This is a genomic window from Enterobacter sp. kpr-6 (assembly GCF_900116015.1).
GTDB lineage: Bacteria > Pseudomonadota > Gammaproteobacteria > Enterobacterales > Enterobacteriaceae > Enterobacter_D.
In genome coordinates this window covers 81,928-105,199 of sequence record NZ_FOYH01000002.1, presented here as the reverse complement: position 1 = coordinate 105,199, position 23,272 = coordinate 81,928, and the positions used below count along the sequence as shown (strand labels likewise).

Genomic DNA, 23,272 nt, shown 5'->3' with positions numbered 1-23,272 from the left:
TAATCTACAGTGCATAAATCATAAAAATTCTAATGTTTCTGAATAAATATCATGGCATTCAATTACATATTTGAATGCCTGAATATAAAATATTACATACCGTAGTGTTTAGAACTAAAGGATACAGTTATTGGGGCTTCGTCGTATAGACAAATTACATTTATTTTTAATTTGCGTCGGTGATCATAATATGTATGATTATATGTTTTCTTGCGAGCGAGTTCTAGCTCTGATAAGCCTATGCTCAAGGCTCCAAGGAAAATTTCCGAATCGAATTCTTTATTTTTATAATGTGGAACAGTTTTTTTGAAATCAACTTCTATATAGCTAATAAAATTACCTTCTGCTTCTAGATACATTCGACAATCATCGTCTTCAACAATAATGCTTCCAACTTCATTGCCTTTACACTCAAATATTTTTTCTGCCTGTGAAACTTGCATTCCCATGTATTGAAAAGGTCTATGAAATGGTTTACACATCACAGGGATATTTGCATGGGATGCTTTGTCTAAAGCAGTACCAAGATTATCAAATGTTTTTTCATCGCGCATGACATTTTTATTAAAAACCACCCCTATGCTTTCAACTAACCGTTTAAATGATTCAATATAATGGTCTTCTTTTTTAAAATCGGCATACAGTTTCCCAGTGAGAAATCCCGGAGGATCACATTCTTTCAGTATAATAGGCAATACTTTTATTTTTTTACCACTTATTTGATGATTCATTGCTACATCTAGTTCATTAACCACCCAAGGTGCGTTAATTGAGTCAGGGGAAAGTATTACGGCAAAGTAATCAACACTATCAATTCCTTCCCTAATTTTTTGAATCAGGGAGTCGCCAATTTTCATTTCTGCTTCGTCAAGCCAGTAACGAACACCATGATTTTCAAGGTCTCGTGCTAATTTCCTGATAAATGGTTTGTCATTATGATTATGACTTAAAAAAACACTAATACTCATAGCTCCCTCCATAAGAAATTATGTAATGATTTACCACTCTGTAAGGATATCATCAAGACACTTCCTCGTGTCTTGAATTAGTGAATCTTTTCTGAATAAACTTAAACGGCCTGACCATCGCATCTTTTGAAGTGGATTTCTGACCTACGAGCAAAACGAAGTTTACTGAAACGAATGAAGATCTGCAGAGTGAGTTTTAGTGGCAATGTAATCATTCTGCGGACTATGTAGGCATCAATACGTTCAAGCAGTAGCGGATCTCTTCAAGCTCCAGTACAAGGGGGTGTTCGATCTCTGGCTTCTGGACTGTGCCTTCCCATATCTTATGCAAGATTAGGACGCAGGAGCGCAGCAATGTATTGCTTAATCCGCATGGCAATTTCAAAGTAGCCAAGCATTTTCGCTTTTCCCGATGGACAGCTTAACCAGTGAAATAGTGGAATTCGAGCAGTTTTAGAGATCGAGTGTGGCCTGAAGAAGAAAGTAATCAGTTAATAAAAACGTAGAAAGTAGACGTCAGTGAACTTCTGCTTTCCTTAAATTTGACTCCTCTGACTGGGATCGCCTTAGCCATTAACTGGCTGATTGATAAGCTAAATCTAAACATTGAGTTGTCAACACCACCAGAATGACCACGTATTTTACTGGATTTTCCTTTCTGCATGTAAGTCGAGTATTATGGTCTGTACGCCATCTTTTTTGCCTTTAAACCAGATAAAGCGCAAATAAGTTGTGACTCAGATTAGCCAGGGATTGCTACATAACATCAGGAGCCCGATAAATGATGGAAGGTCAATTAATTTTCTGTTCAGATTCAATACTGCGCTTTCGCTCTGATTACGAAGAAACAACAGCACTTCCGTTGCTATCAATCCAGAAAACCATTTCAGCTACCGACCCCTTTTTTCTCCTCAGATTCTTTCGTCATACCGTGATAATTGAAGAAGGAACTACGCTTGCGAATATCTTTTTTGCCATTGAGCCCTGGAAGGAATTACTAACCGCTTATCTGGATCGGGATGTCGCAGCCTATATTGACGAAGTAAAAAAACCATCCAAATCCTCAACATGGGATCTTGAGTGGATTGGCATCGATCGCCGAAGCGCTGTCTATCGCGCCTATCAATACGAAGACAAGGACGACGGTGAGGATTTTACAGACTGGCTCAATCGTGAACGGATCCCCACTGACCAGTTTGATATAGAAAGTAGTTGTGACGCTTCAGGTTTTATTAAAGGCGATAAAGAGCGCTGGAGCCTTAGCGGAAATATCCACGAAATTAAAAACCTGCCAGTGATCCTCTACAACAAGCAAACGCTGATGACCGTACAGAAGGATGACGTGCTAAGAGAAAGTGTCACTGGGGTGAAGAGTACCGATCACAGTCGTTTAGTTTATGGGGATACCTCTTTTTCTTTCAGCGAAGTGATGGAAGCGATCTTCATTAGTGGTTTGTTCTTTGACACTCCACAAGCGGCTGAAAGTAGCTTTGAAGAATTAAAGAATAGCCTGGCAGGGCTGGAAGGTGATATTTCGAAGACGGCTGAATATAACTCAGGTGACAGTGAAAAAGAGAAACCGCTAAAAGTAGAAATTGCTGATGGAGCATTTGACTCCCTGATTACGCATATGGACTCTGAAACTGAGAACTGGCTGCTTATAAAGAAACAATGCCAACAAGAGGGTTCTTTGCCAATCAGAATCGGGGTGATTACGCCGGCGGAGCCGCCTGAGCTGTGCTTGTATGGGGTGGTTATAAAACCTGATGATGTCTGATTAGTCTTTTTTGTCCGCTGGTCAGGTGGCGAAAGCCATAGAAGACATTTACGGGATACTTATCTTATTTCCTGATGTTTAACGCAGATAGCAAAAACCCGCTTAAGTTGCCTTAAGCGGGTTTTTAAATTTGGCTCCTCTGACTGGACTCGAACCAGTGACATACGGATTAACAGTCCGCCGTTCTACCGACTGAACTACAGAGGAATCGTGTGAACGGGGCGCATATTAACGGCGTGCCGTGGGCTTGTCAAAGGGTGGATCGCCTCATTACGTTCGTTTGCCGACAAATTCGGCAATTCGCTGATTTGCGCAGCAAAAAGAGTATCCGTGCACCAGTACAGTGCGTGAATGCCTCCTCATGGACATCTTTCAAACCGCTGTTTCAGTGATGACCCGGCGCGTTGTGATTAGAATCTCTTATTATCCAGCTTGTTAGCTCGCCTTTGTGCGGCATTGCGAAAACTGGCAAGCATCTTGCAACTCCTCCGACAAGATACTGCCGGTGTTGGCACTGTTGTTCCGTACAGGAGGCAAAATGAACTTTAGACGCCTGAAATACTTCGTAAAAATCGTCGATATCGGTAGCCTGACGCAGGCCGCTGAAGTGCTGCATATCGCGCAGCCCGCCCTGAGTCAGCAGGTCGCCACGCTCGAAGGTGAGCTTGATCAGCAATTATTGATTCGTACCAAACGCGGCGTCACGCCAACTGAAGCGGGTAAAATCCTTTATGCCCATGCGCGCACCATTTTGCGCCAGTGTGAGCAGGCGCAACTGGCGGTCCATAATGTCGGCCAGACATTGCGCGGGCAGGTCTCCATCGGCCTTGCGCCGGGAACGGCGGCATCGTCCATCACCATGCCTCTCTTACAGGCCGTGCGTAACGAACTTCCCGATGTGACGGTCTATCTGCACGAGAACAGCGGCGCGGTGCTTAACGATAAACTGTTAAACGGCCAGCTTGATATGGCGGTGCTGTATGAGCGCACGCCGGGGACAGGCATCACCAGCCAGCCGCTGTTGAAAGAAGATCTTTACCTGGTGGGCACCCGCGACTGTCCGGGGCAAAGCGTCGATTTAGCTGCCGTGGCTGAAATGAATCTGTTCCTGCCGCGTGATTACAGCGCCGTACGCCTGCGGGTGGACGAAGCGTTTTCCCTGCGTCGTCTGACGGCTAAAATCATCGGTGAAATCGAATCCATCGGCACGTTGACGGCGGCGATCGCCAGCGGCATGGGCGGCACGGTGTTACCTGAATCGGCTGCCCGTTCTCTGTCTGAGGCGGCGAATGGCTGGATGGCGCGCATTACGGCTCCATCAATGAATCTGCCACTGGCGCTGAATGTGTCGGCGCGAAGCCCGTTAACGCCGCAGGCCCAGGCGGTGAAAGAAATCCTGCTGTCGCTGGTCAGCCGTCCGTCGCTGGAAAATCGTGAATTACTGCTCGTCAGCTAAGTAATATTCCATTTAGTAATAAGTTGCTGGTTTTTATTATTTGTTCTGCCGGGCCTCAGACTCTAACAATAGCGTTATGTCTGATGGCCTGGAGGCGAGGGTGAATTTCCAGCAATTAAAAATAATCCGGGAAGCGGCGCGTCGGGATTACAATTTGACCGAAGTTGCCAATATGCTTTACACGTCGCAGTCGGGCGTAAGCCGTCATATTCGTGAACTGGAAGAAGAACTGGGTATCGAGATTTTCATCCGTCGTGGTAAACGGCTGTTGGGAATGACGGAGCCTGGCAAAGCGTTGCTGATCATTGCAGAACGTATTTTGAATGAGGCAAGCAATGTCCGCCGTTTAGCCGATCTTTTTACTAACGACACCTCCGGTGTGTTGACCATCGCCACCACCCACACTCAGGCGCGCTACAGTCTGCCGCCGGTCATTAAATCTTTTCGTACGCTGTTCCCGGAAGTGCGCCTTGAGCTGATTCAGGGGACGCCGCAGGAAATTGAATCTCTGCTGCATAACGGCGGGGCCGATATCGGTATCGCCAGCGAGCGACTCAGTAACGATCCTACACTCGCGGCATTCCCGTGGTTTCGCTGGCACCATAATGTGTTGATCCCGCAGGATCACCCGCTGGCTGACATTTCTCCGCTGACCCTGGAGGAGATTAGTCGCTGGCCGCTCATCACCTACCGGCAGGGGATCACCGGGCGTTCACGCATTGATGAAGCCTTTAGCCGCAAAGGGTTAATCCCTGATGTGGTATTGAGTGCGCAGGACTCTGATGTGATTAAAACCTACGTCGAGCTGGGTTTGGGGGTAGGGCTGGTGGCTGAACAATCGGGCGGAGAGCAGGAAGAAGGCAAGCTGATCCGGCTTGATACGCATCATCTGTTTGATGCCAGTACGGTCTGGCTGGGGCTTAAGCGCGGTCAGTTGCAGCGCAATTATGTCTGGCGCTTTATTGAGCTATGCAACGCGGGGCTGTCGGTTGAGGACATCAAACGGCAGGTGATGGAGCCGGATGAAACGGTGCTGGATTATCAAATTTAAAAACCCGGCGATTCGCCGGGTCTGAAGGTCACCTGTTTTACAGCTTCACGGGTTTGATGTACCAGATTTTTTCCGCATATTCTTTAATCGTCCGGTCTGAGGAGAAATACCCCATTCCGGCGATATTGCGCATGGTTTTTACCGTCCATTCCTCAGGGCGGCTGTAGAGCTTATCCACCTCTTCATGGCATTCAATATAGCTGCGGTAGTCAGCCAGCACCTGATAGTGGTCGCCAAAATGGGTCAGTGAATCCACCAGATCGCGGTAGCGATGTGGATCGGCCGGGCTGAATTCGCCGGTAGCGATGGCGGTTAACGCCTGCCGCAGTTCATCGTCCTGCTCATAATAGTCATGTGGGTTATAGCCTTTGCGCCGCAGCGCATCGACCTCTTCAGCCGTATTACCAAAGATAAAGAAGTTCTCTGCACCGACGTTTTCACGCATTTCGACGTTCGCCCCGTCCAGAGTACCGATCGTCAGCGCGCCATTCAGGGCAAACTTCATATTGCTGGTGCCGGAGGCTTCCGTTCCAGCCAATGAAATCTGCTCTGAAAGGTCAGCCGCCGGGATGATCATCTGCGCGAGACTGACGCTATAGTTCGGGATAAAGACCACTTTCAATTTGTCACCAATAACCGGGTCGTTGTTAACGATCTGCGCGACGTCATTGATAAGATGAATAATATGCTTCGCCATGTAATAAGCTGAGGCGGCTTTACCGGCGAAAATTGTCACGCGCGGTACCCATTGCGCATCGGGATCGGCTTTGATGCGGTGATAGCGCGTAATCACATGCAGGACATTCATCAACTGACGTTTGTACTCATGAATGCGTTTAATCTGCACATCAAAGAGGGCGTTCGGGTTAACCACCACGTTCAGTTCGCGGGCGATATAAACCGCAAGGCGTTTTTTATTCGCCAGTTTTGCTTTTTGCACCGCTTTGTTAACGAGCGGGTAATCCGCATACTGACCAAACTCTTCCAGCCTGCTCAGGTCGGTGCGCCAGTGATGCCCGATTTGCTTGTCGAGAACGGCTGACAGCGACGGGTTTGCAACGGCAAGCCAGCGGCGCGGCGTTACGCCGTTAGTGACGTTGGTAAAGCGCATCGGGAAGATTCTGGCAAAATCCGCAAACAGGGACTCGACCATCAGCCCGGAATGCAGCGCCGAGACGCCGTTGACCCGGTGGCTGACCACCACCGCCAGCCACGCCATGCGCACCTTGCGGCCATGCGACTCATCAATAATTGAGATACGGCTTAACAGCGCATCGTCATTCGGGAAATGTTCCTGCACCGTTTTCAGGAAATGATCGTTAATTTCAAAAATAATCTGCAAATGACGCGGCAGGATTTTGCCGAGCATATCTACAGGCCAGGTTTCCAGCGCTTCGCTCATCAGCGTGTGGTTGGTGTAAGAGAAGACCTGGCAGGCCACTTCAAACGCGTCGATCCAGCTAAATTTGTGTTCATCAATCAACAGACGCATCAGTTCCGGGATCGACAGCACCGGATGGGTATCATTGAGGTGAATGGCAATTTTATCGGCAAGGTTGGCGTAAGTGCCATATTCCTGCCAGTGGCGGCGGAGTATGTCCTGCACAGTCGCGGAGACGAGGAAATATTCCTGACGCAAACGTAATTCACGGCCTGAATGGGTTGAGTCATCCGGGTAAAGTACGCGCGACACGTTCTCAGAGTGGTTTTTATCTTCTACTGCTGCGAAATAATCGCCCTGATTAAATTTACCGAGGTTGATTTCACGGCTGGCCTGGGCACTCCATAAGCGCAGGGTATTCGTGCCGTCCGTGTCGTAGCCGGGAATGATCTGGTCATAGGCGACGGCGAGGATCTCTTCGGTTTCTACCCAGCGCGTTTTTTTACCTTCCTGCTGTACCCGGCCGCCAAAGCGCACCGTATGACGGGTGTTATGACGTTTAAATTCCCAGGGATTGCCGTACTCCAGCCAGTAATCGGGAGATTCTTTCTGGCTGCCATCCACAATGTTCTGTTTAAACATCCCATAATCGTAGCGAATACCATAACCACGGCCAGGCAGTCCCAGTGTAGCCAGCGAGTCGAGGAAACAGGCCGCCAGTCGACCCAGCCCACCATTGCCGAGGCCCGGATCGTTTTCTTCGTCAATCAGCTCCTCAAGGTCAAAACCCATTTCATCAAGCGCGGTTTTAACTTCATCATAAATACCGAGTGATAACAGAGAATTGGAAAGCGTGCGTCCAATCAGAAATTCCATCGACAAATAATAAACCCGGCGTGACTCCTGAGAGAGTTTTGCGCGGCTTGAACGCAACCAGCGTTCAACCAGACGATCGCGCACGGCAAAGAGTGTGGCGTTAAGCCATTCATGTTTATTCGCGAGCGCGGGATCTTTACCGATCATAAACATGAGTTTATACGCGATAGAATCTTTTAAGGTGTCAACGCTGACGGTGGTTTTATTTAAAGACTGACTCATTTCATACTTCCGGGGATAAATCCATTTATAAAGAATTGATAATCTAAAGGATAAACATGCACTGTTGCCGGTTGGTTAAAATCCATGTTCACCACCCTGGTTTTATATGTTGTGCGCCGGATAAATAAAATATACCCGGCGCGTAACACAATCACTTATTCAGTCTGGCCAGCATATCTTTGGTGACCAGAACGATACCTTCACTGGAGCGATAAAAACGACGCGCATCTTCTTCGGCGTTTTCACCAATAATCATGCCTTCGGGTAATACGCAGCCGCGATCAATTACGCAGCGACGCAGGCGACAGGAGCGTCCGACATTGACATCCGGGAGCAGAACGACGGAATCAATATTACAGAATGAGTTAATTCTGACGCGCTGGAACAGCACGGAATGCACGACCATTGAGCCTGAAATGATGCATCCCCCAGACACGAGAGAATTCATTGTCATGCCATAGCTGCCGCTGCGATCCTGAACAAACTTGGCGGGGGGCAGGGATTCGGTATAGGTGCGGATAGGCCAGTTGCTGTCATAAATATCCAGTTCAGGCGTGACCGACGCGAGATCCAGATTGGCCTTCCAGTAGGCTTCGAGCGTCCCGACATCGCGCCAGTAGGGTTCCGCGTTGCTGTCTGATTGCACACAGGAGAGAGGGAAAGGATGGGCGCTGGCGCAGCCCGCTTGGGTAATTTTAGGGATGATGTCCTTGCCAAAATCGTGGCTGGACTGTTCATCTTCATCGTCTTGTTGCAGCATTTCAAAAAGGTAATCAGCGTCAAAAATATAAATGCCCATGCTGGCGAGTGAACGGCTGGGATCGCCGGGCAGGGTGGGAGGAGTGGTCGGTTTTTCAACGAAATCAATAATACGGTGGTTCTCATCCACCGCCATCACGCCAAAAGCGCTCGCTTCTTCAACCGGTACCGGCATGCAGCCGACAGTACAGCGTGCGCCTTTTTCGACGTGATCAATCAGCATGCGCGAATAATCTTGTTTATAGATGTGGTCACCAGCGAGGATAAGCACGTAGTCTGCTTTATAGCGTTGAATAATATCGAGGTTTTGAGTAATCGCATCGGCTGTGCCGCGATACCAGTTCTCACCGTGTAACCGCTGCTGCGCCGGGAGCAGATCGACAAATTCATTCATTTCTTCATTGAAGAATGACCAGCCGCGCTGGATATGCTGCACCAGCGAGTGCGACTGATACTGAGTGACCACCCCAATGCGGCGAATACCGGAATTGATGCAGTTAGATAAGGCAAAATCAATGATTCGAAACTTACCGCCAAAATGCACGGCAGGTTTTGCGCGCACCGTGGTTAAGTCTTTCAGACGGGTTCCCCGGCCTCCGGCCAGGATCAGCGCCACAGTTTTAAGAGGTAACTGGCGCGCCAGCATGAGACGATCGTTATTTTCAAACTTAACCATACGAACTCCTTTCTTTATGCTTCAGCAACGCATACACCCTGTACGCCGAACTGAAGTTGAATCATTCATGCTACATAAGCGAAAAAGCAAATTCCCAATATCTCAATAAGACATTTAAAAGGTATGTATTAAGACAGGTACACGAGCAGGCTATAATTACCGGTCATTCGGTAATGAAAAGCACCGCTATTCATGCTGTTATCATCGTTGATATCGCTGACCTGAATAATACACCTGCCTCCCGGTGCTTAAAAGTAAATTGTTATTCCGAATATGTGACGGAACGGGCGGCTTTGAAATTATTACGGATTATTTGTTTATAAAAATATTATTAAATATAAATATTGAATTTAATTTGTTAGATATATTTATAGGATAAATATCAAATGCGGTCAGACAACGCATTATCGGGTGGCGTTACGAGAAAACGATAAAAGAAAAACTAATGGGTAATAAGTGAGTGGTGTTACAGGCGAAAAGCAAGATGGAGATGTTTGACGCGATTTTCAGGGAAACAAGGGAAAAGGGGAATGACACAAGAAGTTGGCTCCTCTGACTGGACTCGAACCAGTGACATACGGATTAACAGTCCGCCGTTCTACCGACTGAACTACAGAGGAATCGTGTGAACGAGGCGCATACTACTGGCCCGTCATAATTGTGTCAACAGTAAAATTAACTGGCTGATTCAACTGGTGAATTTTGCCGCAAATCGCTCTTTCAGTGAACATGTGGCATATCGTCCCGCAGCGGGGCGCTATTATCACGTAGACGTGCCAGCGGGTCCTGCGCATAGAAATGGCAGAAACGTTGCCAGAGGGCAGGGAATCGTGGCGCAAACAGCTCCGGGGCACTGAAGAAATATTCAGAGAGCACGGCGAAACACTCTGCTGGATCGGTTGCGGCATAGGCATCAATGCTGGCTGCACTTTCGCCTACCAGATCAATTTCATCCTGAATATTGTTCATTGCCGCATGCAGGTCGTGCTCCCAGCCTGCGACTTCGCGCAGAGGGATCAGGGGAATGCCGCTGGCGCGATCGCCGTTACGCGTATCGAGCTTATGCGCGACTTCATGAATAATGAGGTTAAAGCCTGAGGCGTCAAAGGAATCCTGAATGTCGAGCCAGTTGAGGATCACCGGCCCCTGCTGCCAGCTTTGACCAGACTGCACCATACGCTGATTATGCACCAGGCCAATATCATCTTCCCATTCGTCATCGACCACGAATGGCGCAGGGTAAATCAGCACTTCGTGGAAACCATCCAGCCATTCAATGCCGAGTTCCAGCACGGGTAGACAAAAGATCAGGGCAATACGGCAGTTTTTCAGCGCATCCAGTTCCAGCCCCTGTAACACCACCAGACGTTTTTGCTGTAAAAAGCGATCGGCAAGCTGAATAAGCCGGTTTTGCTCATCCGTGGACAGACTCGCCAGAACAGGGATATTTAGCGCGTCTTCCCAGGGGAGGATCGTCGTCCGTGTGGTTTCACTTGCTTTCCAGGGCCACTTTATCATCGCTTTGCTCGCAAACTCGTCACTTGAACATAATTGCAGGGACAGGGTCTGTTAAAATGCCAAATTACCTGGCATGATGGCAACCATCAAAACGGAGAGATGCCGGAGCGGCTGAACGGACCGGTCTCGAAAACCGGAGTAGGGGCAACTCTACCGGGGGTTCAAATCCCCCTCTCTCCGCCATTATTCAAACACTTATCTCGTCTCGTTTCAGTGACCAACATCCCGTTGAGAAAATGTGAGAAAATCCGCTGAGAAAAAAACGAGCTTCAAAGCTCACATTTTTCTGTTCAATGTCGGACTCACTTTCACCTTTCTGTCGTAAACCAAAACCTGTGACTCGGTCTTGTGGCCGCTATAAACCTGCTTCTCTTTGCTGGATCCTTCGTAGTCCGAAATACCTTTTGCTTTCAGATCGTGGAAGGTGCAATCAAGAGCCCGCCCCAGTTTTTCACTTGCGCCAGATCGCGCCTTTCTCCAGGCTTCATTAAAACCTTTATACGAATACCTCTCGCCGTACATCGTCCTGATTACCGGCCCTTCATCTCCCCACGGCTTACATATCTCTATGGCAGACCTCAGCCGGTCATTCCATGCTTTGATCTGCTTAATACCAGTCTTGCCTTGTTGGATGAAAATTCCATGATCCATTATCTGATTCCAGTTCATTTTAAGAACATCTGACACCCTGGCTGCGCAAAGGTAGGCTAACCTTACATGCAAGTTTGTCAGATCTAAACGATGTACTATGAGATTGAATGAAACACCTATTAATTATGGTTGTAGGATTTTTCTTAGTTGAGTGGTATTCATATCCGTCCTGTAGTGTCAGTGGGATGACTTGCATGAAAATACTGGGAGTTGATGAATACCGTAGCCGTAGGTTTAATGGGGTATTAACATATTTCGAACTTGAGGGTGTGCCTAACCCAGAGTGGGTTCAAATTTTTGAAAGACTGGTACATAACACAGCTAATAAGATATGGGTCGAGGGTTATTGCATCGTTATTGATATGATTAAAAACGATGCTGCACAGCAGCTGGAATTTCTTCAGAGTAAATGCGATGAAACAACAGAAAAGTTAAAGCATTCACAAAATTGTCTGTAGACGAACCAATCCGATCCGAGTCAAGCCCCTGATGTGGGGATTTTTTATAGCCATTACAAAGCGTCTCAATCGGGACGCTTGATAATGTCTATCCCCTACGGCGGATGAATCAAAAATCACCCTCACAACGGTTAGCCATTCTGTGAAGCGTCGCGAAGCGGGCCCCTAGTCGTCAAGGATCATGAGATGATTGCTACTATCAGGACCTACTTGTCTGGTTTCTAATCATTATTGCGGGAACTGCTGAGCTGCTGTTCGCGTTCATCCTCTTTATGTTCTTTTTCAACTGGCAGAAGTGGTTGCGACTGATAAGACTTAACAACAGGCATCCCTGAGAGCTGGTCTGCCATTCAAAGCATGATTTTTCTTGCTGTATTTTTTGGTCAATTGATACACGAAAAATGAAAAAGTTGAGTTATAATCCTCCCTCAATTAACAATAATATGAATAGGTTGCGGCAGAATCTCATGCATAGACTCATTAAATTAACTTGTGCTGTTAATATTATGTTGATTACAGGATGCGCTTCTTCTGGCTATCTCGTGCAGTACGACAGCACACCTCAATCAGCAATGGTCATTTGTAATGGTACTCAGCAAGGATACACACCCTTAAATCTCTATTACCCTAAGACTGTCATTGATGGAAGTGGGGATTTGTATACCCAGGCATGTCAGGCAGTTTGGGCTAGCGGGGCATCTGAAAACTATAGTCAGCATATCGATACAACAAGGTTCCCCGATGGAATTAAAATAACTGCCCAGCGCCCTGATACAGACGGTTATGCGACAGATGCATCAGCTGATTATCAAAAAAAAATGAACGATGAACAAATACGTCAGCAGAACTTGCAAAATTTTAATCAATCAATGCGAGCAATGCAGCCTAAGCAAACTTACTGTAATCAAATAGGAACGCAGGTGTTTTGTAATACCTACTGAGACGGTTTTACTTTATATTCTATTTATTGATCACCGTAATAATTCGAGAAAAATAAAGTTATTATTTGGTCTGATGGTGTTTCACTACTTAGCCACTGGCATCCGCTGGTGGCTTTTTTTATGCGCCTCGCACGCGCACTAAAGAGAGTCTTTCAGCCGTGAGCCTGGGGATCCGCTTCTCTCGGGCGGCTGTCCCGTGCGACAGGCTCACATCTAAAAGGAAACCATCATGGGTTATATAAAATCCCCGGCACTGTCTGATAAAGCGCTCGCTGTGTTGTATGCGCTGTTCTTCCGTGGTGCTTTGCAGTCTGGCGATATTCCCTCGCCAGCCGGTGCTAATGAATTGCGAGATGCTGGTCTGGCGCACACGCAGCACACAGCCACAGCGTTTGATGGGGAAGATTATTTCACTTACCTGACGGCAGAAGGGCAGCATTACGCGATTCAGAACCTTGTCGATACCCGCTTCGGCGTTGCGCAGAAAAGTGACGGTAATGATTCACGGACGATTACTTTGAAAATCGCAGTGGATACCTATGATGTGCAGGCTGCTCTGGAAGAGCTGGATAAGCAGATTTGTAAGGTGCTACCGAAGTATCGAGCGCCACAGCGTGGACCCGGACATTTACCAATACCCAGCTTTCTGCTGTTCGCCTGCGCCTGAAGTGGCCCTCGCTGTATAAGCAGGAAAACGACGGCGATTTGGTTGGCTACTCAATCAACTATGCTATTGATCTCCAGACGGACGGCGGCGCATGGCAGACGGTGCTGAATACCAGTGTGACCGGGAAAACGACGTCAGGTTACGAGCGCAGCCACCGTATCGACTTACCTCAGGCTGGCAGCACCTGGACAATTCGTTTGCGCAAGCTCACCGCTGACGCAAACAGTGCGAAGATCGGCGACACGATGACGCTGCAGAGCTTCACCGAGGTGATCGATGCAAAGCTGCGATAACACCGACGATACGCTGAAAACTGAAATTCAGTATAGCCTCACCGGTAGCGAAAATGATGCGCTGCTGCTGGCAGATATACCGTATCCGGCACGCAAATATCAGCAGATGGGCCTGAAAGCAGGGCAGGTTTTCTGGTACCGCGCGCAACTGGTAGACCGGACAGGAAACGAGTCCGGTTATACCGACTGGGTGCGGGGACAGGCCAGCATTGATGTTTCCGATGTTACTAATGCCATCCTCGAAGAAATGAAGGAAACCGAACTCTTTAAGGACATGATCGAGAATGCCGTCGAAACCAGTGAGAAAGTCGCTGGCATGGCTGAGGACATCAGGACAAACGCCGACGCACTGGACGCGCAGGCGCAGCAGATCACTGAGCAGGGGCAGCAGCTCGGACAGGTTCAGCAAAACGTCAATGAGTTGAGTAGCGACGTTGACGGATTCAGTGCCTCGCTTACCAGCATGGAGAAAACCGTAGCAACCGCAGACGCTGCGCTGGCGCAGCGCATCGATACGCTGAATGTAACTGCCGAGGGGATGACGGCAGGCACGAAGAACAACGCCACTGCCATCATTCAGGGGAATCTGGCGCAGGTCACGACACGCCGGGCTCAGACGGCGAAGAACGTGAATACCTCGGCCAGTATCGATCGGGTGGATACCACTATTGCTGACGCCAGCCGGTCCGTTGCACAGGCGCTGGTGACGCTCGATGCTTCCGCTGGCGGTAATATCTCGAACGTTACCGATCTGGCCGAAACCATGGCTGACTTCACCCAGGCGGCGGCAACTAAAATCAACTCGCTTTCTGTGACCGTTAACGGCTATTCAGCTTCAATCACGACGAATGCGCAGGCGGTGGCCGACATCAACGGCAACCTCAACGCGATGTACAGCATCAAGGTGGGTGTGGATTCAAACGGCGTGCAGTATGCCGCAGGGATGGGCGTCGGCGTACAGAACACACCATCGGGCATGCAGTCACAGGTGATCTTCCTGGCCGACCGTTTTGCGGTAATGAATCAGGCTGGCGGCGCGGTGACGCTGCCCTTTGTTATACAGAATGGGCAGACATTCATCAGTCAGGGATTTATTGGGAATGGCTGGATCCAGAATGCCATGATCGGCGATTACATCCAGTCGAACACCTGGGACGGGACCGGGAACGTTGGCTGGCACGTCAACAAGTCAGGTTATGCAACGTTCAATAATGTGACCGTTCGCGGCTCGATTTACGCGACAAACGGCAATTTTTCGTTTAATGGCGTCAGCAATAAAGTCGTGATTAACGGTACCGGCATCAGGGTAAACCTCGACGACGGTGGTTTTCTTCATCTGGGAGACTGGTAATTATGCCATCAGGATTATTACTTGCCCCGAATGACGGCGGACCACGGATGGAAATCACCGCCGGGCTGCGGTGCCCGTCATACAGCCTGAGCATTCCTGATACGTGGGACGTAAATCAGTACACGCTACCAAATTATGTTGCCGGCAGTCAGATCGTCATGATGCCCAAGAGCTGTGTTTACTCCCTTAACCGCGGCACCAACCTTATCGCGTCAATAGCCGTGCTCGACAGCATCACCGTTTCTGGCAGCACGGTAACGCAGAATGTCTGGTGGTCAGATAACTGGGGCAGGGCCAAATCATTTCCGGCGACAGTCTGGCAAATACTGCCTGCATCGTCGGGGCGCGGGCTGCTGATCCAGAACAGCACCGATTTTATGGCAATAACCGATAACACCATGGTGGGGCAGTGTGTCTGGCGCGGCACAGTGACGATAAACGGCGCATGGACTACACCGGAAATTACCGGACTTTCCCGCGATCAGTATCTTGTATTCGCTAAATGGGATGCGCCGAACGTTGTGATCGACTACGACGGTGCGACGATTCGTGTGCTGGCCGAACGTGACGGCGACGATGTGGCTGCATCTGCAACCCTGCAAATTGCCATTTTCGCCAGTGGGATTGCGCCGGTGCCCGGCCGCGGACTGAATATGATTAACGCCGCAGGTAAATGCGTTTTTTCTACGACAAAACGCCCCTTTGTCTACCGGAACGCGACATGGGTACCCAGCTGGAACGGCACCGATATTGGCAATACGATGATCATGCTGGGGCGTTACGGCTATGACAGTGCATTAGCGAGCGGCTGGGACTGGCTTAAGTTTGCCGGGCTGGTCAGAGGCGGAAACGTTGTGCGTTGTGGTAAAGGCAAGGTCAGCACAAGCTGGACGGCGAATTACCCGGTTACCGGCAGACGGCTCACGTCGATTGCGGTGCCCTGCATTGACGCCATGTATTAATTCCACCCCTCATTCTGTTAACCCGCTTCGGCGGGTTTTTTATGCCCGGAGAAAATATGATTTACAACACAGGCACTCTTTCAGTCAGCGGCAACACAGCCACCGGTACGGGGACGAACTGGACGGCTGCTGCCAGCCAGGTCCGCGCAGGACAGACGCTGATTGTTCTCTCTAACCCCGTTCAGATGTTCCAGATTGCGGCGGTCAACAGTGCCACCTCCCTGGCCGTAACACCTGCGGCATCCCCGGATCTGAGCGGCCAGAAGTACGGCATCCTCATCAGTGATGCGCTGTCTGTTGACGGTCTGGCTCAGGCTATGTCGCAACTGATTAACGAATATGACGAGAATATTAGCGGGTGGGAAGCATTCGCCAGTACAGCTGCAAACCAGAATATCAGCGTCACCATCAATGGCGTGAGCATGCAAATCCCGGCTTTGGGGAAGCTGGTGCAAAAGGGCGCTGGTGGGGTCATCAGTGTCAATGACGGCGGGACAGGAGCGAATAACGCACTGAATGCGAGAAAAAATATTGGCGCAGCGGCAGCCGGAGACAATACCGACATCACTTCTCTCTGGCTCACCAGTTTTCGGCTGGCCTCTAATATTCTGTTTACTTCAGATTTGGTCGAGGTAGGCGGATCGGCATACCTTGATTTACAGCCCCGAAATTCCAACTGGGTAAAGCTGCGTATCATCGGTGGCTACAACACCCGCCGCGGCATAAACGGGGTGTTTGGCAGCAGCAGCTTTAACTTCGACTGGGGCGGTCCGACGGCAGTTGGTGCCAACCCCTTCGAGTTGTGGGTTGACGGATCGCGGATTGGGCAGGTGGCGTTCACCACCTCATCAGATAAATATCTGAAAAAAGACATCGAGTATCAGGATGATAATGCTGCGGCGCTGGAAGAAGTCATGCAGTACCGGGCGGCCTCATTTAAATATCGTGCCCGCGGCATTCTCGAAGAATCAGACACGCAGTACGGCTTTATTGCTCAGGATCTGGTTGAGGTGTCGCCCGATGTGGTTCGCGGTAAGGGGCTGGAAAATTACGATTATGATCCTGACAATCCGGGGGCGGGGTATTCCCTCGATCAGATGGCCATCATCATGAAGCTGACGCAGGCCATCCAGCATCAGCAAAAACAAATACAGGAACTTCAGGAAGTTACAAAGAATTATTCCTCAGGATCTTGAATGCCTCCTCAAATAAAACTACTGTATATAAACACAGTTAGTTACAAAGGAGGTAATAATATGCAACTACAGCGCCTTATTTTTCCGGACGTTCCGGTATATATCCCCATTTACGGGGATCACGTTTCGGCTGGCTTCCCCAGTCCTGCCGCTGACTATATCGAGAGCGGCATCGACCTTGTGTCGCATCTCATCCCCCACCCCTCATCGACATACACGCTCCGCGTCGCCGGAGATTCAATGATCAACGCCGGTATCCTTGATGGTTCATATCTTCTCGTTGATTTCAGTCTTCATCCCGAGCACGGCGATATTGTCGTCGCTAACATCGCCGGTGAGTTCACTGTAAAAAGGCTGGTCACTCACCCTGTGGTTCAGTTACTTGCCGAAAACCCCGCTTACCCCCCTATCAAAATTTATGACGCCGACGGACTCGAAATCGTCGGCGTTGTCATTTCTGTCATCAACACGATGCACCGCAATGTTCGCCCTCGTTGATATGAACTCGTTTTATGCGAGTTGCGAAACCGCCTTTCGCCCCGATCTGGCCGGGCGGCCTATCGTGGTTTTGTCGAACAACGACGGCTGCGTAATAGCGCGCTCCGCCGAAGCCAAAAAGCTCGGTATAAAAATGGGTGCGCCCTGGTTCCAGCTGCGAGAGACACCGTTCCCGCAGCCACTGGTTATCTTCTCCAGTAATTACGAGCTGTACGGAGACATGAGCAATCGGGTGATGACGACACTGGAGGCGATGTGTCCTCGCGTAGAAATATATTCAATTGACGAAGGCTTCTGTGACCTGACTGGCGTGCGCAACTGCCGCGACCTGGCCGACTTTGGCCGTGAGATCCAAGATACCGTCTGGCGAAATACACGACTGAAGTGCGGGGTTGGTATCGCGCAGACGAAGACGCTGGCGAAGCTGGCTAACCGCGCCGCGAAAGATTATCCACAGACCGGGGGCGTGGTTGATTTGTCGAACGTCGAGCGCCAGCGCCGGCTGATGGCGCTGATGCCAGTGGAAGAGGTGTGGGGCGTCGGCAGACGCATCGCGAAGAAGCTGGAAGCCATGGGCATAACAAAAGCGCTTCAACTTGCCGACACAGATATCCGCTTTATCAGGAAACACTTTAACGTGGTGCTGGAACGCACGGTGCGGGAGCTGCGCGGCGAATCCTGTCTGGAGTTAGAGGAGTACGCACCGGCAAAGCAGGAAATCGTCAGCTCACGATCATTTGGCGAGCGCATTACTGATTACGACGAAATGCGCCAGGCAATATGCAGTTATGCAGCGCGGGCGGCGGAAAAGCTGCGCAGCGAACATCAGTACTGTCGTTACATTTCAGTTTTTGTGAAGACCTCGCCCTTTGCATTAAAAGAGCAGTATTACGGCAACCAGGCTGGCACTAAACTGCTCACGCCGACGCAGGACACCCGCGACATTATCGCAGCCGCAACGCGATGTCTGGATGCGATATGGCGGGATGGTCACCGCTATCAGAAAGCGGGGATCATGCTGGGGGACTTCTTCAGCCAGGGCGTGGCCCAGCTCAATCTGTTCGACGATCATGCGCCGAGAGCGGGCAGTGATGCGCTGATGACGTTAATGGACACGCTGAATAAGCAGGGGAAGGGCACGCTGTATTTTGCGGGGCAGGGTGTGCAGCAGTCGTGGCAGATGAAAAGGGAAATGCTCTCACCGCGTTATACGACAAGGCTCGCAGAAGTGCCGATTGTCAGAGCGCGCTGAAGCTAATTTATAGGGAGTAATTCCCAACAATTCCCCACTCAAATTTCGAGCGAATATAGTGAGAAAAAGGTCAGCTTGTGCGGTTTAAGTTTATGAAAACATAAGGGACAAAAACTGTACAATTTTCTCACTTTTGTTGCTAAGTGTTTGGTTTTGCACTCATCAAGACCGGTCTCGAAAACCGGAGTAGGGGCAACTCTACCGGGGGTTCAAATCCCCCTCTCTCCGCCATTATTCAAACACTTATCTCGTCTCGTTTCAGTGACCAATATCCCGTTGAGAAAATCCTGTACTCTTCACTGCGAATACTAGTCCCGCTTGCGTAAACATTCTCTCTCATTATTCCCAAATTGCAGGCATAAAAAAGCCCGCACGCGGCGGGCTTTAACGAACGCTTTGCTTTATCAGAACTGATAGGTCAGACCAACACCAACCACGTCATCGGTAGAGATGCCATTGTTGTCGTAGAACTCTTCGTCAGAATCCAGCAGGTTGATTTTGTAATCAACGTAGGTAGAGAAGTTCTTGTTGAAGTAGTAAGTCGCGCCCACTTCAACGTAGTTCACCAGATCTTCGTCAGTGTAGCCAATGCGGTTGTTACGGGAACCCGTTACGTTGCCGCCCAGGTCGTTACCTTTAGAGTAAACCCATGCCAGAGACGGACGCAGGCCGAAGTCGAACTGATACTGCGCAACGGCTTCAAAGTTCTGGGTGTGGTTAGCAATACCCTGATCGCCATACGGGGTCATGTTGTGGGTTTCTGCATACATCATCGCCAGATAGACGCCGTAAGCGTCGTACTTCATACCCACAGTCCATGCATCAGCGCTTTCACCACCCGCAGATTTGCTAAAGCGATTATGGATACCGCCCGCAGCGACCTGTGAGTTAGTACGATCGGAAGACGCATATGCCGCGCCGATGCTCAGGCCGGAGAGATCGCCCTGGAAGTCATAAGTCGTGGAGAGGCCATAACCGTCACCGTTCTGGAAGCGAACGTCGTTATGACCGTTCTTGGTGCCTTCCTGATCTTCGTTAGCGTTAGAGCCTTCGTTGTTGCCCTGGTACTGTACGGCGAAGTTCAGGCCATCAACCGCTCCAAAGAAATCGGTGTTACGGTAGGTGGCAACGCCGCTTGCACGGCCAACCATGAAGTTATCGGTCCAGGTGTAAGAATCGCCACCGAACACCGGTAGCATATCGGTCCAGGCTTCTACGTCATAAACCACGCCGTAGTTACGGCCGTAGTCAAAGGAGCCGTAGTTTGCGAATTTCAGACCCGCGAAAGCCAGTTTAGCGTAGTAATCGCTACCGTCATCTTCGGTACCGCTTGCTTTGGTTTTGGAGAGGAAAGTACCGAAACCGGTCAGATCGTTGTTGATCTGGGTTTCGCCTTTAAAGCCCAGTTCAACGATGGTTTCATCGCCATCATCGCCCGGGTTATCGGAGAAGGTGTGGCGTGCGTCAACTTTGCCGAATAAATCGAGTTTATTACCGTCTTTGTTATAAATCTCAGCCGCATTTGCCGCGCCAGCCATTAATAAAGCAGGCACAAGAATCGCCAGTACTTTTCTTTTCATTATATAATTCCCTTAATCATAAATTGCATGAATATAAAACATCAAGTTTTATTGCAGGTCCGATACTATTCTACTAAGTTCACTTTTTTTTAAATGAAATATGTAAGTGAATTATATTATTTATTGCTGAATGTTTCTGGGTGGCTTGGTATTTTTTGTATGAATATCAATGTCTTGAACTATTTTTCCCATCAATAATTTATGAGGAATAATGTAATTAAATAAGCGATAAAATCACTTTTTTTGTTATTTAAATGTTGGTTCGTTTATTTGCCTTGCTGCAATGAACCGTCTCACCTCTAAAAATCTGCGTGAAAGCATTAAATAAAAAATGGCATCAAAAGCGTTAATAACGTGAATGTTTTATTTCCCTGGAACGTATGAGCGGTTAAATATTCTTTCGCGTGGTTGTGCGAGAAGAGGCAGGCTTAACGGGTGAAATATTGCTAAGGTTAACGTTTCACATTGATGAAGGTAAAAGATGGATCTTTCTCACTGGCAACAACGCTTTGATATGTGGATGCAGCAGCACTATACCCAGGCCGACGCCGCGCATGATGTCGCGCATTTCCGGCGTGTATGGGCCACGGCGCAAACGCTGATGGAGGGTGAAAACGCCAGCGGTTTAGTGATTCTGACGGCCTGCTATTTTCACGATCTGGTCAGCCTTGCCAAAAATCACCCGCAGCGGGCGCAGGCATCACAAATGGCCGCCCGGCAAACGCTCTCCATTTTGACTGACGAGTTTGCCGATTTCCCCGCAGAGCTTCACGCGCCTGTCGCCCATGCCATTGAAGCGCACAGTTTTAGCGCCGCCATTACGCCACGCAGCATTGAAGCAAAAATCGTGCAGGATGCTGACCGGCTGGAAGCGCTGGGTGCTATTGGCCTTGCGCGCGTTTTTGCTGTGACTGGTTCGCTTGGCGGCGCGCTCTTTGAGCCTGATGATCCCTTCGCCGAAAGGCGCGCACTGGACGATAAACGTTATGCGCTGGATCATTTCCAGACCAAACTGCTGGCGCTGCCTGCGACCATGCAAACAGAAAAAGGCCGCGCGCTGGCAGCGCATAACGCCCGGTTTTTAGTACAGTTCATGGCAAAACTGAGTGCAGAACTGAACGGTGATTTTTACGCCACGGATGCTGCCGTGTTGCAGCGTTTTGGCGTAAAAGAGGAATAATTCGGGAGGCAAATCGAATGGCCGACGTTCACGATAAAGCCACGCGCAGTAAAAATATGCGCGCCATCGGTACACGCAATACGGCGATTGAAAAGCGGCTGTCGGCGTTGCTGACGGCGCTCGGGCTGCCCTTTCATGTGCAGGACGCCACGCTCCCCGGCCGTCCTGACTTCGTGATCCCCGATTACCAGTGTGTCATCTTCACGCACGGCTGCTTCTGGCATCAGCATCACTGCTATTTATTCAAAGTCCCGGCCACCCGCACGGACTTCTGGCTTGAAAAGATTGGTAAAAATGTGCAGCGCGATAAGCGGGATATGGCGCAACTTCACGAACAGGGCTGGCGGGTGCTGGTGGTATGGGAATGCGCCTTGCGCGGGCGGCAAAAGTTAAACGATGAAAAGCTGACAGAGCGGTTAGAAGAGTGGATCTGCGGCGACGGAAGCACCGCGCAGATCGACACTCAGGGGATTCAGACTCTGGACTGACGCTACTTTTTATTTTCGCAGGGAGTGACTATCGGGCGGGCCGGAAACCAGTATTTCCCCAGCGTCACCAGCACGACGGCAAAAATGATAATGCCCAGCGCGACCCATTCGACAGGGGAGAGGATCTCACCGGCAAAACCGGTCCCTAACAGCACCGCGACCACCGGATTCACATAGGCATAGCTGGTGGCGATGGCCGGAGAGGTATTGCGGATCAGGAACATATACGCATTGATGGCGATAATAGATCCGAACACAATCAGATACCCGACGGATAAAAAGCCCTGAAGCGTCGGCAGCGATGTCAGCCTCTCGCCCGTCAGCAGGGAGGCCAGCAGCAGAACGATGCCGGCGGTGACCATCTCGATTGCGCCCGCCATCATACCGGTCGGCAGTTCGATACGGGAACCGTACACCGAGCCGAACGCCCAGCTCAGCGAGCCAATGAGGATCATGATCGCGCCCCATGGGTTACCGCTCAGATTCCCGCCGCTGTTAAGCAGCACAATCCCGCACAGGCCAATGGCGATCCCGAGCCATTCGATTTTGCGCGTGGCAATCCCGAACAAGCGACTAAAGCACAGGGTAAACAGGGGGACGGTGGCGACCACCACGGCGGCGATGCCCGACGGCACATTCTGATGCTCGGCCAGGGTGACCATGCCATTCCCCACCGCCAGCAGCAAAATGCCAATCAGGGCGGCGTTAAGCAGGGGACGCAGCGGTGGCAGCCGGTGACCAGTGGCAAACAGAAACGCCAGCAGCAGCACGCCTGCCGTAAGAAAGCGCACGCCCGCCATCATTAGCGGCGGCCAGCTTTCGACGCCGAGGCGGATAACAAAATAAGTGGAACCCCAAATAATATAAAGTGTAAACAGTGCACCAATAAGCGGTAAAAATTGCCTGAAACGCATACTCCCTCACAGCGAAATTAAAAGGACGCATACAGTAAACGTCAAAACTATCTCCCAGGCGAGGGATTTAGTTACTGCGTGAATGTTAATTATTTGTTGACTTTGATGCGGGCATTCCAGGACGCCCGTTTATGCACCATACTTTGTGAAATTTCAG

General features: G+C 49.8%; 18 protein-coding genes, 3 tRNA genes and 2 pseudogenes. 14 read left to right on the top strand and 9 right to left on the bottom strand.

The window, feature by feature from the left end:
• Positions 1–92: 92 nt before the first annotated feature.
• Positions 93–968, bottom strand: coding sequence for a toll/interleukin-1 receptor domain-containing protein (locus tag BM373_RS05255; protein ID WP_090460216.1), 876 nt, complete (start codon positions 966–968; stop codon positions 93–95).
• 784 nt (positions 969–1,752) lie between these two features.
• On the opposite strand from BM373_RS05255, the gene BM373_RS05245 reads away from it, so the two are divergent.
• Positions 1,753–2,745 (top strand): hypothetical protein, encoded by a 993-nt coding sequence (locus BM373_RS05245; RefSeq protein ID WP_090461067.1) that lies wholly within the window; start codon positions 1,753–1,755, stop codon positions 2,743–2,745.
• A 131-nt stretch (positions 2,746–2,876) separates the two neighbouring features.
• Here BM373_RS05245 and BM373_RS05240 read toward each other — a convergent pair.
• Positions 2,877–2,952, bottom strand: a tRNA-Asn gene (locus tag BM373_RS05240).
• Positions 2,953–3,283: 331 nt separating this feature from the next.
• On the opposite strand from BM373_RS05240, the gene nac reads away from it, so the two are divergent.
• Positions 3,284–4,201 carry a nitrogen assimilation transcriptional regulator NAC gene (gene nac, locus BM373_RS05235; protein ID WP_090460214.1) on the top strand — a complete coding sequence of 306 codons (918 nt, stop codon included), beginning with the start codon at positions 3,284–3,286 and terminating at the stop codon, positions 4,199–4,201.
• A 100-nt stretch (positions 4,202–4,301) separates the two neighbouring features.
• A complete protein-coding gene (gene cbl, locus BM373_RS05230) occupies positions 4,302–5,252 on the top strand; it encodes an HTH-type transcriptional regulator Cbl (RefSeq protein ID WP_090460212.1) in 951 nt (316 codons plus the stop codon).
• A 37-nt stretch (positions 5,253–5,289) separates the two neighbouring features.
• Here cbl and glgP read toward each other — a convergent pair whose 3' ends face one another.
• From glgP to mtfA, 4 genes are all read right to left on the bottom strand, one after another.
• Complete coding sequence (gene glgP / locus BM373_RS05225; protein WP_090460211.1) at positions 5,290–7,731, bottom strand: glycogen phosphorylase; 2,442 nt, start codon at positions 7,729–7,731, stop codon at positions 5,290–5,292.
• A 151-nt stretch (positions 7,732–7,882) separates the two neighbouring features.
• The gene (glgC, locus tag BM373_RS05220; RefSeq protein ID WP_090460209.1) at positions 7,883–9,166 is read right to left on the bottom strand and encodes a glucose-1-phosphate adenylyltransferase; all 1,284 of its coding nucleotides are present in this window, start codon (positions 9,164–9,166) and stop codon (positions 7,883–7,885) included.
• 544 nt (positions 9,167–9,710) lie between these two features.
• Positions 9,711–9,786: transfer RNA gene (locus tag BM373_RS05215), tRNA-Asn, on the bottom strand.
• 100 nt (positions 9,787–9,886) lie between these two features.
• Complete coding sequence (mtfA, locus tag BM373_RS05210; protein ID WP_090460207.1) at positions 9,887–10,684, bottom strand: DgsA anti-repressor MtfA; 798 nt, start codon at positions 10,682–10,684, stop codon at positions 9,887–9,889.
• A 93-nt stretch (positions 10,685–10,777) separates the two neighbouring features.
• Between mtfA and BM373_RS05205 the strand changes: the two genes are divergently transcribed.
• Positions 10,778–10,867: transfer RNA gene (locus tag BM373_RS05205), tRNA-Ser, on the top strand.
• Positions 10,868–10,960: 93 nt separating this feature from the next.
• On the opposite strand, the pseudogene BM373_RS05200 reads toward BM373_RS05205, so the two are convergent.
• Positions 10,961–11,401: pseudogene (locus BM373_RS05200) on the bottom strand (tyrosine-type recombinase/integrase); the annotation flags it as partial.
• A 128-nt stretch (positions 11,402–11,529) separates the two neighbouring features.
• Here BM373_RS05200 and BM373_RS05195 point away from each other — a divergent pair.
• The 8 genes and pseudogenes from BM373_RS05195 to BM373_RS05165 all read left to right on the top strand — a co-directional run bounded on the left by BM373_RS05195 (position 11,530) and on the right by BM373_RS05165 (position 18,953).
• Positions 11,530–11,793, top strand: a complete 264-nt coding sequence (locus tag BM373_RS05195; RefSeq protein ID WP_090460203.1) for a hypothetical protein — start codon at positions 11,530–11,532, stop codon at positions 11,791–11,793.
• 467 nt (positions 11,794–12,260) lie between these two features.
• The gene (locus BM373_RS21385; protein ID WP_143102625.1) at positions 12,261–12,734 is read left to right on the top strand and encodes a hypothetical protein; all 474 of its coding nucleotides are present in this window, start codon (positions 12,261–12,263) and stop codon (positions 12,732–12,734) included.
• Between the two features lie 229 nt (positions 12,735–12,963).
• The gene (locus BM373_RS05190) at positions 12,964–13,401 is read left to right on the top strand and encodes a hypothetical protein (protein ID WP_090460201.1); all 438 of its coding nucleotides are present in this window, start codon (positions 12,964–12,966) and stop codon (positions 13,399–13,401) included.
• Positions 13,326–15,045: pseudogene (locus BM373_RS05185) on the top strand (DUF1983 domain-containing protein); the annotation flags it as partial. The gene BM373_RS05190 and the pseudogene BM373_RS05185, both read left to right, overlap by 76 nt.
• Positions 15,046–15,047: 2 nt before the next feature.
• A complete protein-coding gene (locus tag BM373_RS05180) occupies positions 15,048–16,007 on the top strand; it encodes a DUF6453 family protein (RefSeq protein ID WP_090460199.1) in 960 nt (319 codons plus the stop codon).
• Positions 16,008–16,063: 56 nt separating this feature from the next.
• Entirely contained in the window at positions 16,064–17,203 is a 1,140-nt protein-coding gene (locus tag BM373_RS05175) for a tail fiber domain-containing protein (RefSeq protein WP_090460197.1), read from the top strand.
• A gap of 60 nt (positions 17,204–17,263) precedes the next feature.
• Entirely contained in the window at positions 17,264–17,701 is a 438-nt protein-coding gene (locus tag BM373_RS05170) for a LexA family protein (RefSeq protein ID WP_090461066.1), read from the top strand.
• Positions 17,685–18,953, top strand: coding sequence for a Y-family DNA polymerase (locus BM373_RS05165; protein WP_090460195.1), 1,269 nt, complete (start codon positions 17,685–17,687; stop codon positions 18,951–18,953). Before BM373_RS05170 ends, BM373_RS05165 begins: the two co-directional genes overlap by 17 nt.
• A gap of 404 nt (positions 18,954–19,357) precedes the next feature.
• Here the strand turns inward: BM373_RS05165 and ompC are convergent, their stop codons facing one another.
• Positions 19,358–20,533, bottom strand: coding sequence for a porin OmpC (gene ompC / locus BM373_RS05160; RefSeq protein ID WP_090460193.1), 1,176 nt, complete (start codon positions 20,531–20,533; stop codon positions 19,358–19,360).
• A 481-nt stretch (positions 20,534–21,014) separates the two neighbouring features.
• Here ompC and BM373_RS05155 point away from each other — a divergent pair, with 481 nt between their 5' ends.
• Together BM373_RS05155 and BM373_RS05150 are read left to right on the top strand one after the other, a co-directional pair.
• The gene (locus BM373_RS05155) at positions 21,015–21,713 is read left to right on the top strand and encodes a phosphohydrolase (protein WP_090460191.1); all 699 of its coding nucleotides are present in this window, start codon (positions 21,015–21,017) and stop codon (positions 21,711–21,713) included.
• A 17-nt stretch (positions 21,714–21,730) separates the two neighbouring features.
• Complete coding sequence (locus BM373_RS05150) at positions 21,731–22,201, top strand: very short patch repair endonuclease (protein ID WP_090460190.1); 471 nt, start codon at positions 21,731–21,733, stop codon at positions 22,199–22,201.
• A 2-nt stretch (positions 22,202–22,203) separates the two neighbouring features.
• Here the strand turns inward: BM373_RS05150 and yedA are convergent, their stop codons facing one another.
• Positions 22,204–23,115 (bottom strand): drug/metabolite exporter YedA, encoded by a 912-nt coding sequence (gene yedA / locus BM373_RS05145; protein ID WP_090460188.1) that lies wholly within the window; start codon positions 23,113–23,115, stop codon positions 22,204–22,206.
• Between the last annotated feature and the right edge of the window lie 157 nt (positions 23,116–23,272).

Coding starts and splice junctions, on each gene's coding strand:
- ompC (WP_090460193.1), bottom strand. CDS start 20,533: ATGAAAAGAAAAGTACTGGCGATTCTTGTGCCTGCTTTATTAATGGCT.
- BM373_RS05170 (WP_090461066.1), top strand. CDS start 17,264: ATGCAACTACAGCGCCTTATTTTTCCGGACGTTCCGGTATATATCCCC.
- BM373_RS05195 (WP_090460203.1), top strand. CDS start 11,530: ATGAAAATACTGGGAGTTGATGAATACCGTAGCCGTAGGTTTAATGGG.
- glgC (WP_090460209.1), bottom strand. CDS start 9,166: ATGGTTAAGTTTGAAAATAACGATCGTCTCATGCTGGCGCGCCAGTTA.
- BM373_RS05255 (WP_090460216.1), bottom strand. CDS start 968: ATGAGTATTAGTGTTTTTTTAAGTCATAATCATAATGACAAACCATTT.
- nac (WP_090460214.1), top strand. CDS start 3,284: ATGAACTTTAGACGCCTGAAATACTTCGTAAAAATCGTCGATATCGGT.
- BM373_RS05155 (WP_090460191.1), top strand. CDS start 21,015: ATGGATCTTTCTCACTGGCAACAACGCTTTGATATGTGGATGCAGCAG.
- BM373_RS05150 (WP_090460190.1), top strand. CDS start 21,731: ATGGCCGACGTTCACGATAAAGCCACGCGCAGTAAAAATATGCGCGCC.
- BM373_RS05180 (WP_090460199.1), top strand. CDS start 15,048: ATGCCATCAGGATTATTACTTGCCCCGAATGACGGCGGACCACGGATG.
- BM373_RS05165 (WP_090460195.1), top strand. CDS start 17,685: ATGTTCGCCCTCGTTGATATGAACTCGTTTTATGCGAGTTGCGAAACC.
- BM373_RS21385 (WP_143102625.1), top strand. CDS start 12,261: ATGCATAGACTCATTAAATTAACTTGTGCTGTTAATATTATGTTGATT.
- glgP (WP_090460211.1), bottom strand. CDS start 7,731: ATGAGTCAGTCTTTAAATAAAACCACCGTCAGCGTTGACACCTTAAAA.
- mtfA (WP_090460207.1), bottom strand. CDS start 10,684: ATGATAAAGTGGCCCTGGAAAGCAAGTGAAACCACACGGACGACGATC.
- BM373_RS05245 (WP_090461067.1), top strand. CDS start 1,753: ATGGAAGGTCAATTAATTTTCTGTTCAGATTCAATACTGCGCTTTCGC.
- BM373_RS05190 (WP_090460201.1), top strand. CDS start 12,964: ATGGGTTATATAAAATCCCCGGCACTGTCTGATAAAGCGCTCGCTGTG.
- BM373_RS05175 (WP_090460197.1), top strand. CDS start 16,064: ATGATTTACAACACAGGCACTCTTTCAGTCAGCGGCAACACAGCCACC.
- yedA (WP_090460188.1), bottom strand. CDS start 23,115: ATGCGTTTCAGGCAATTTTTACCGCTTATTGGTGCACTGTTTACACTT.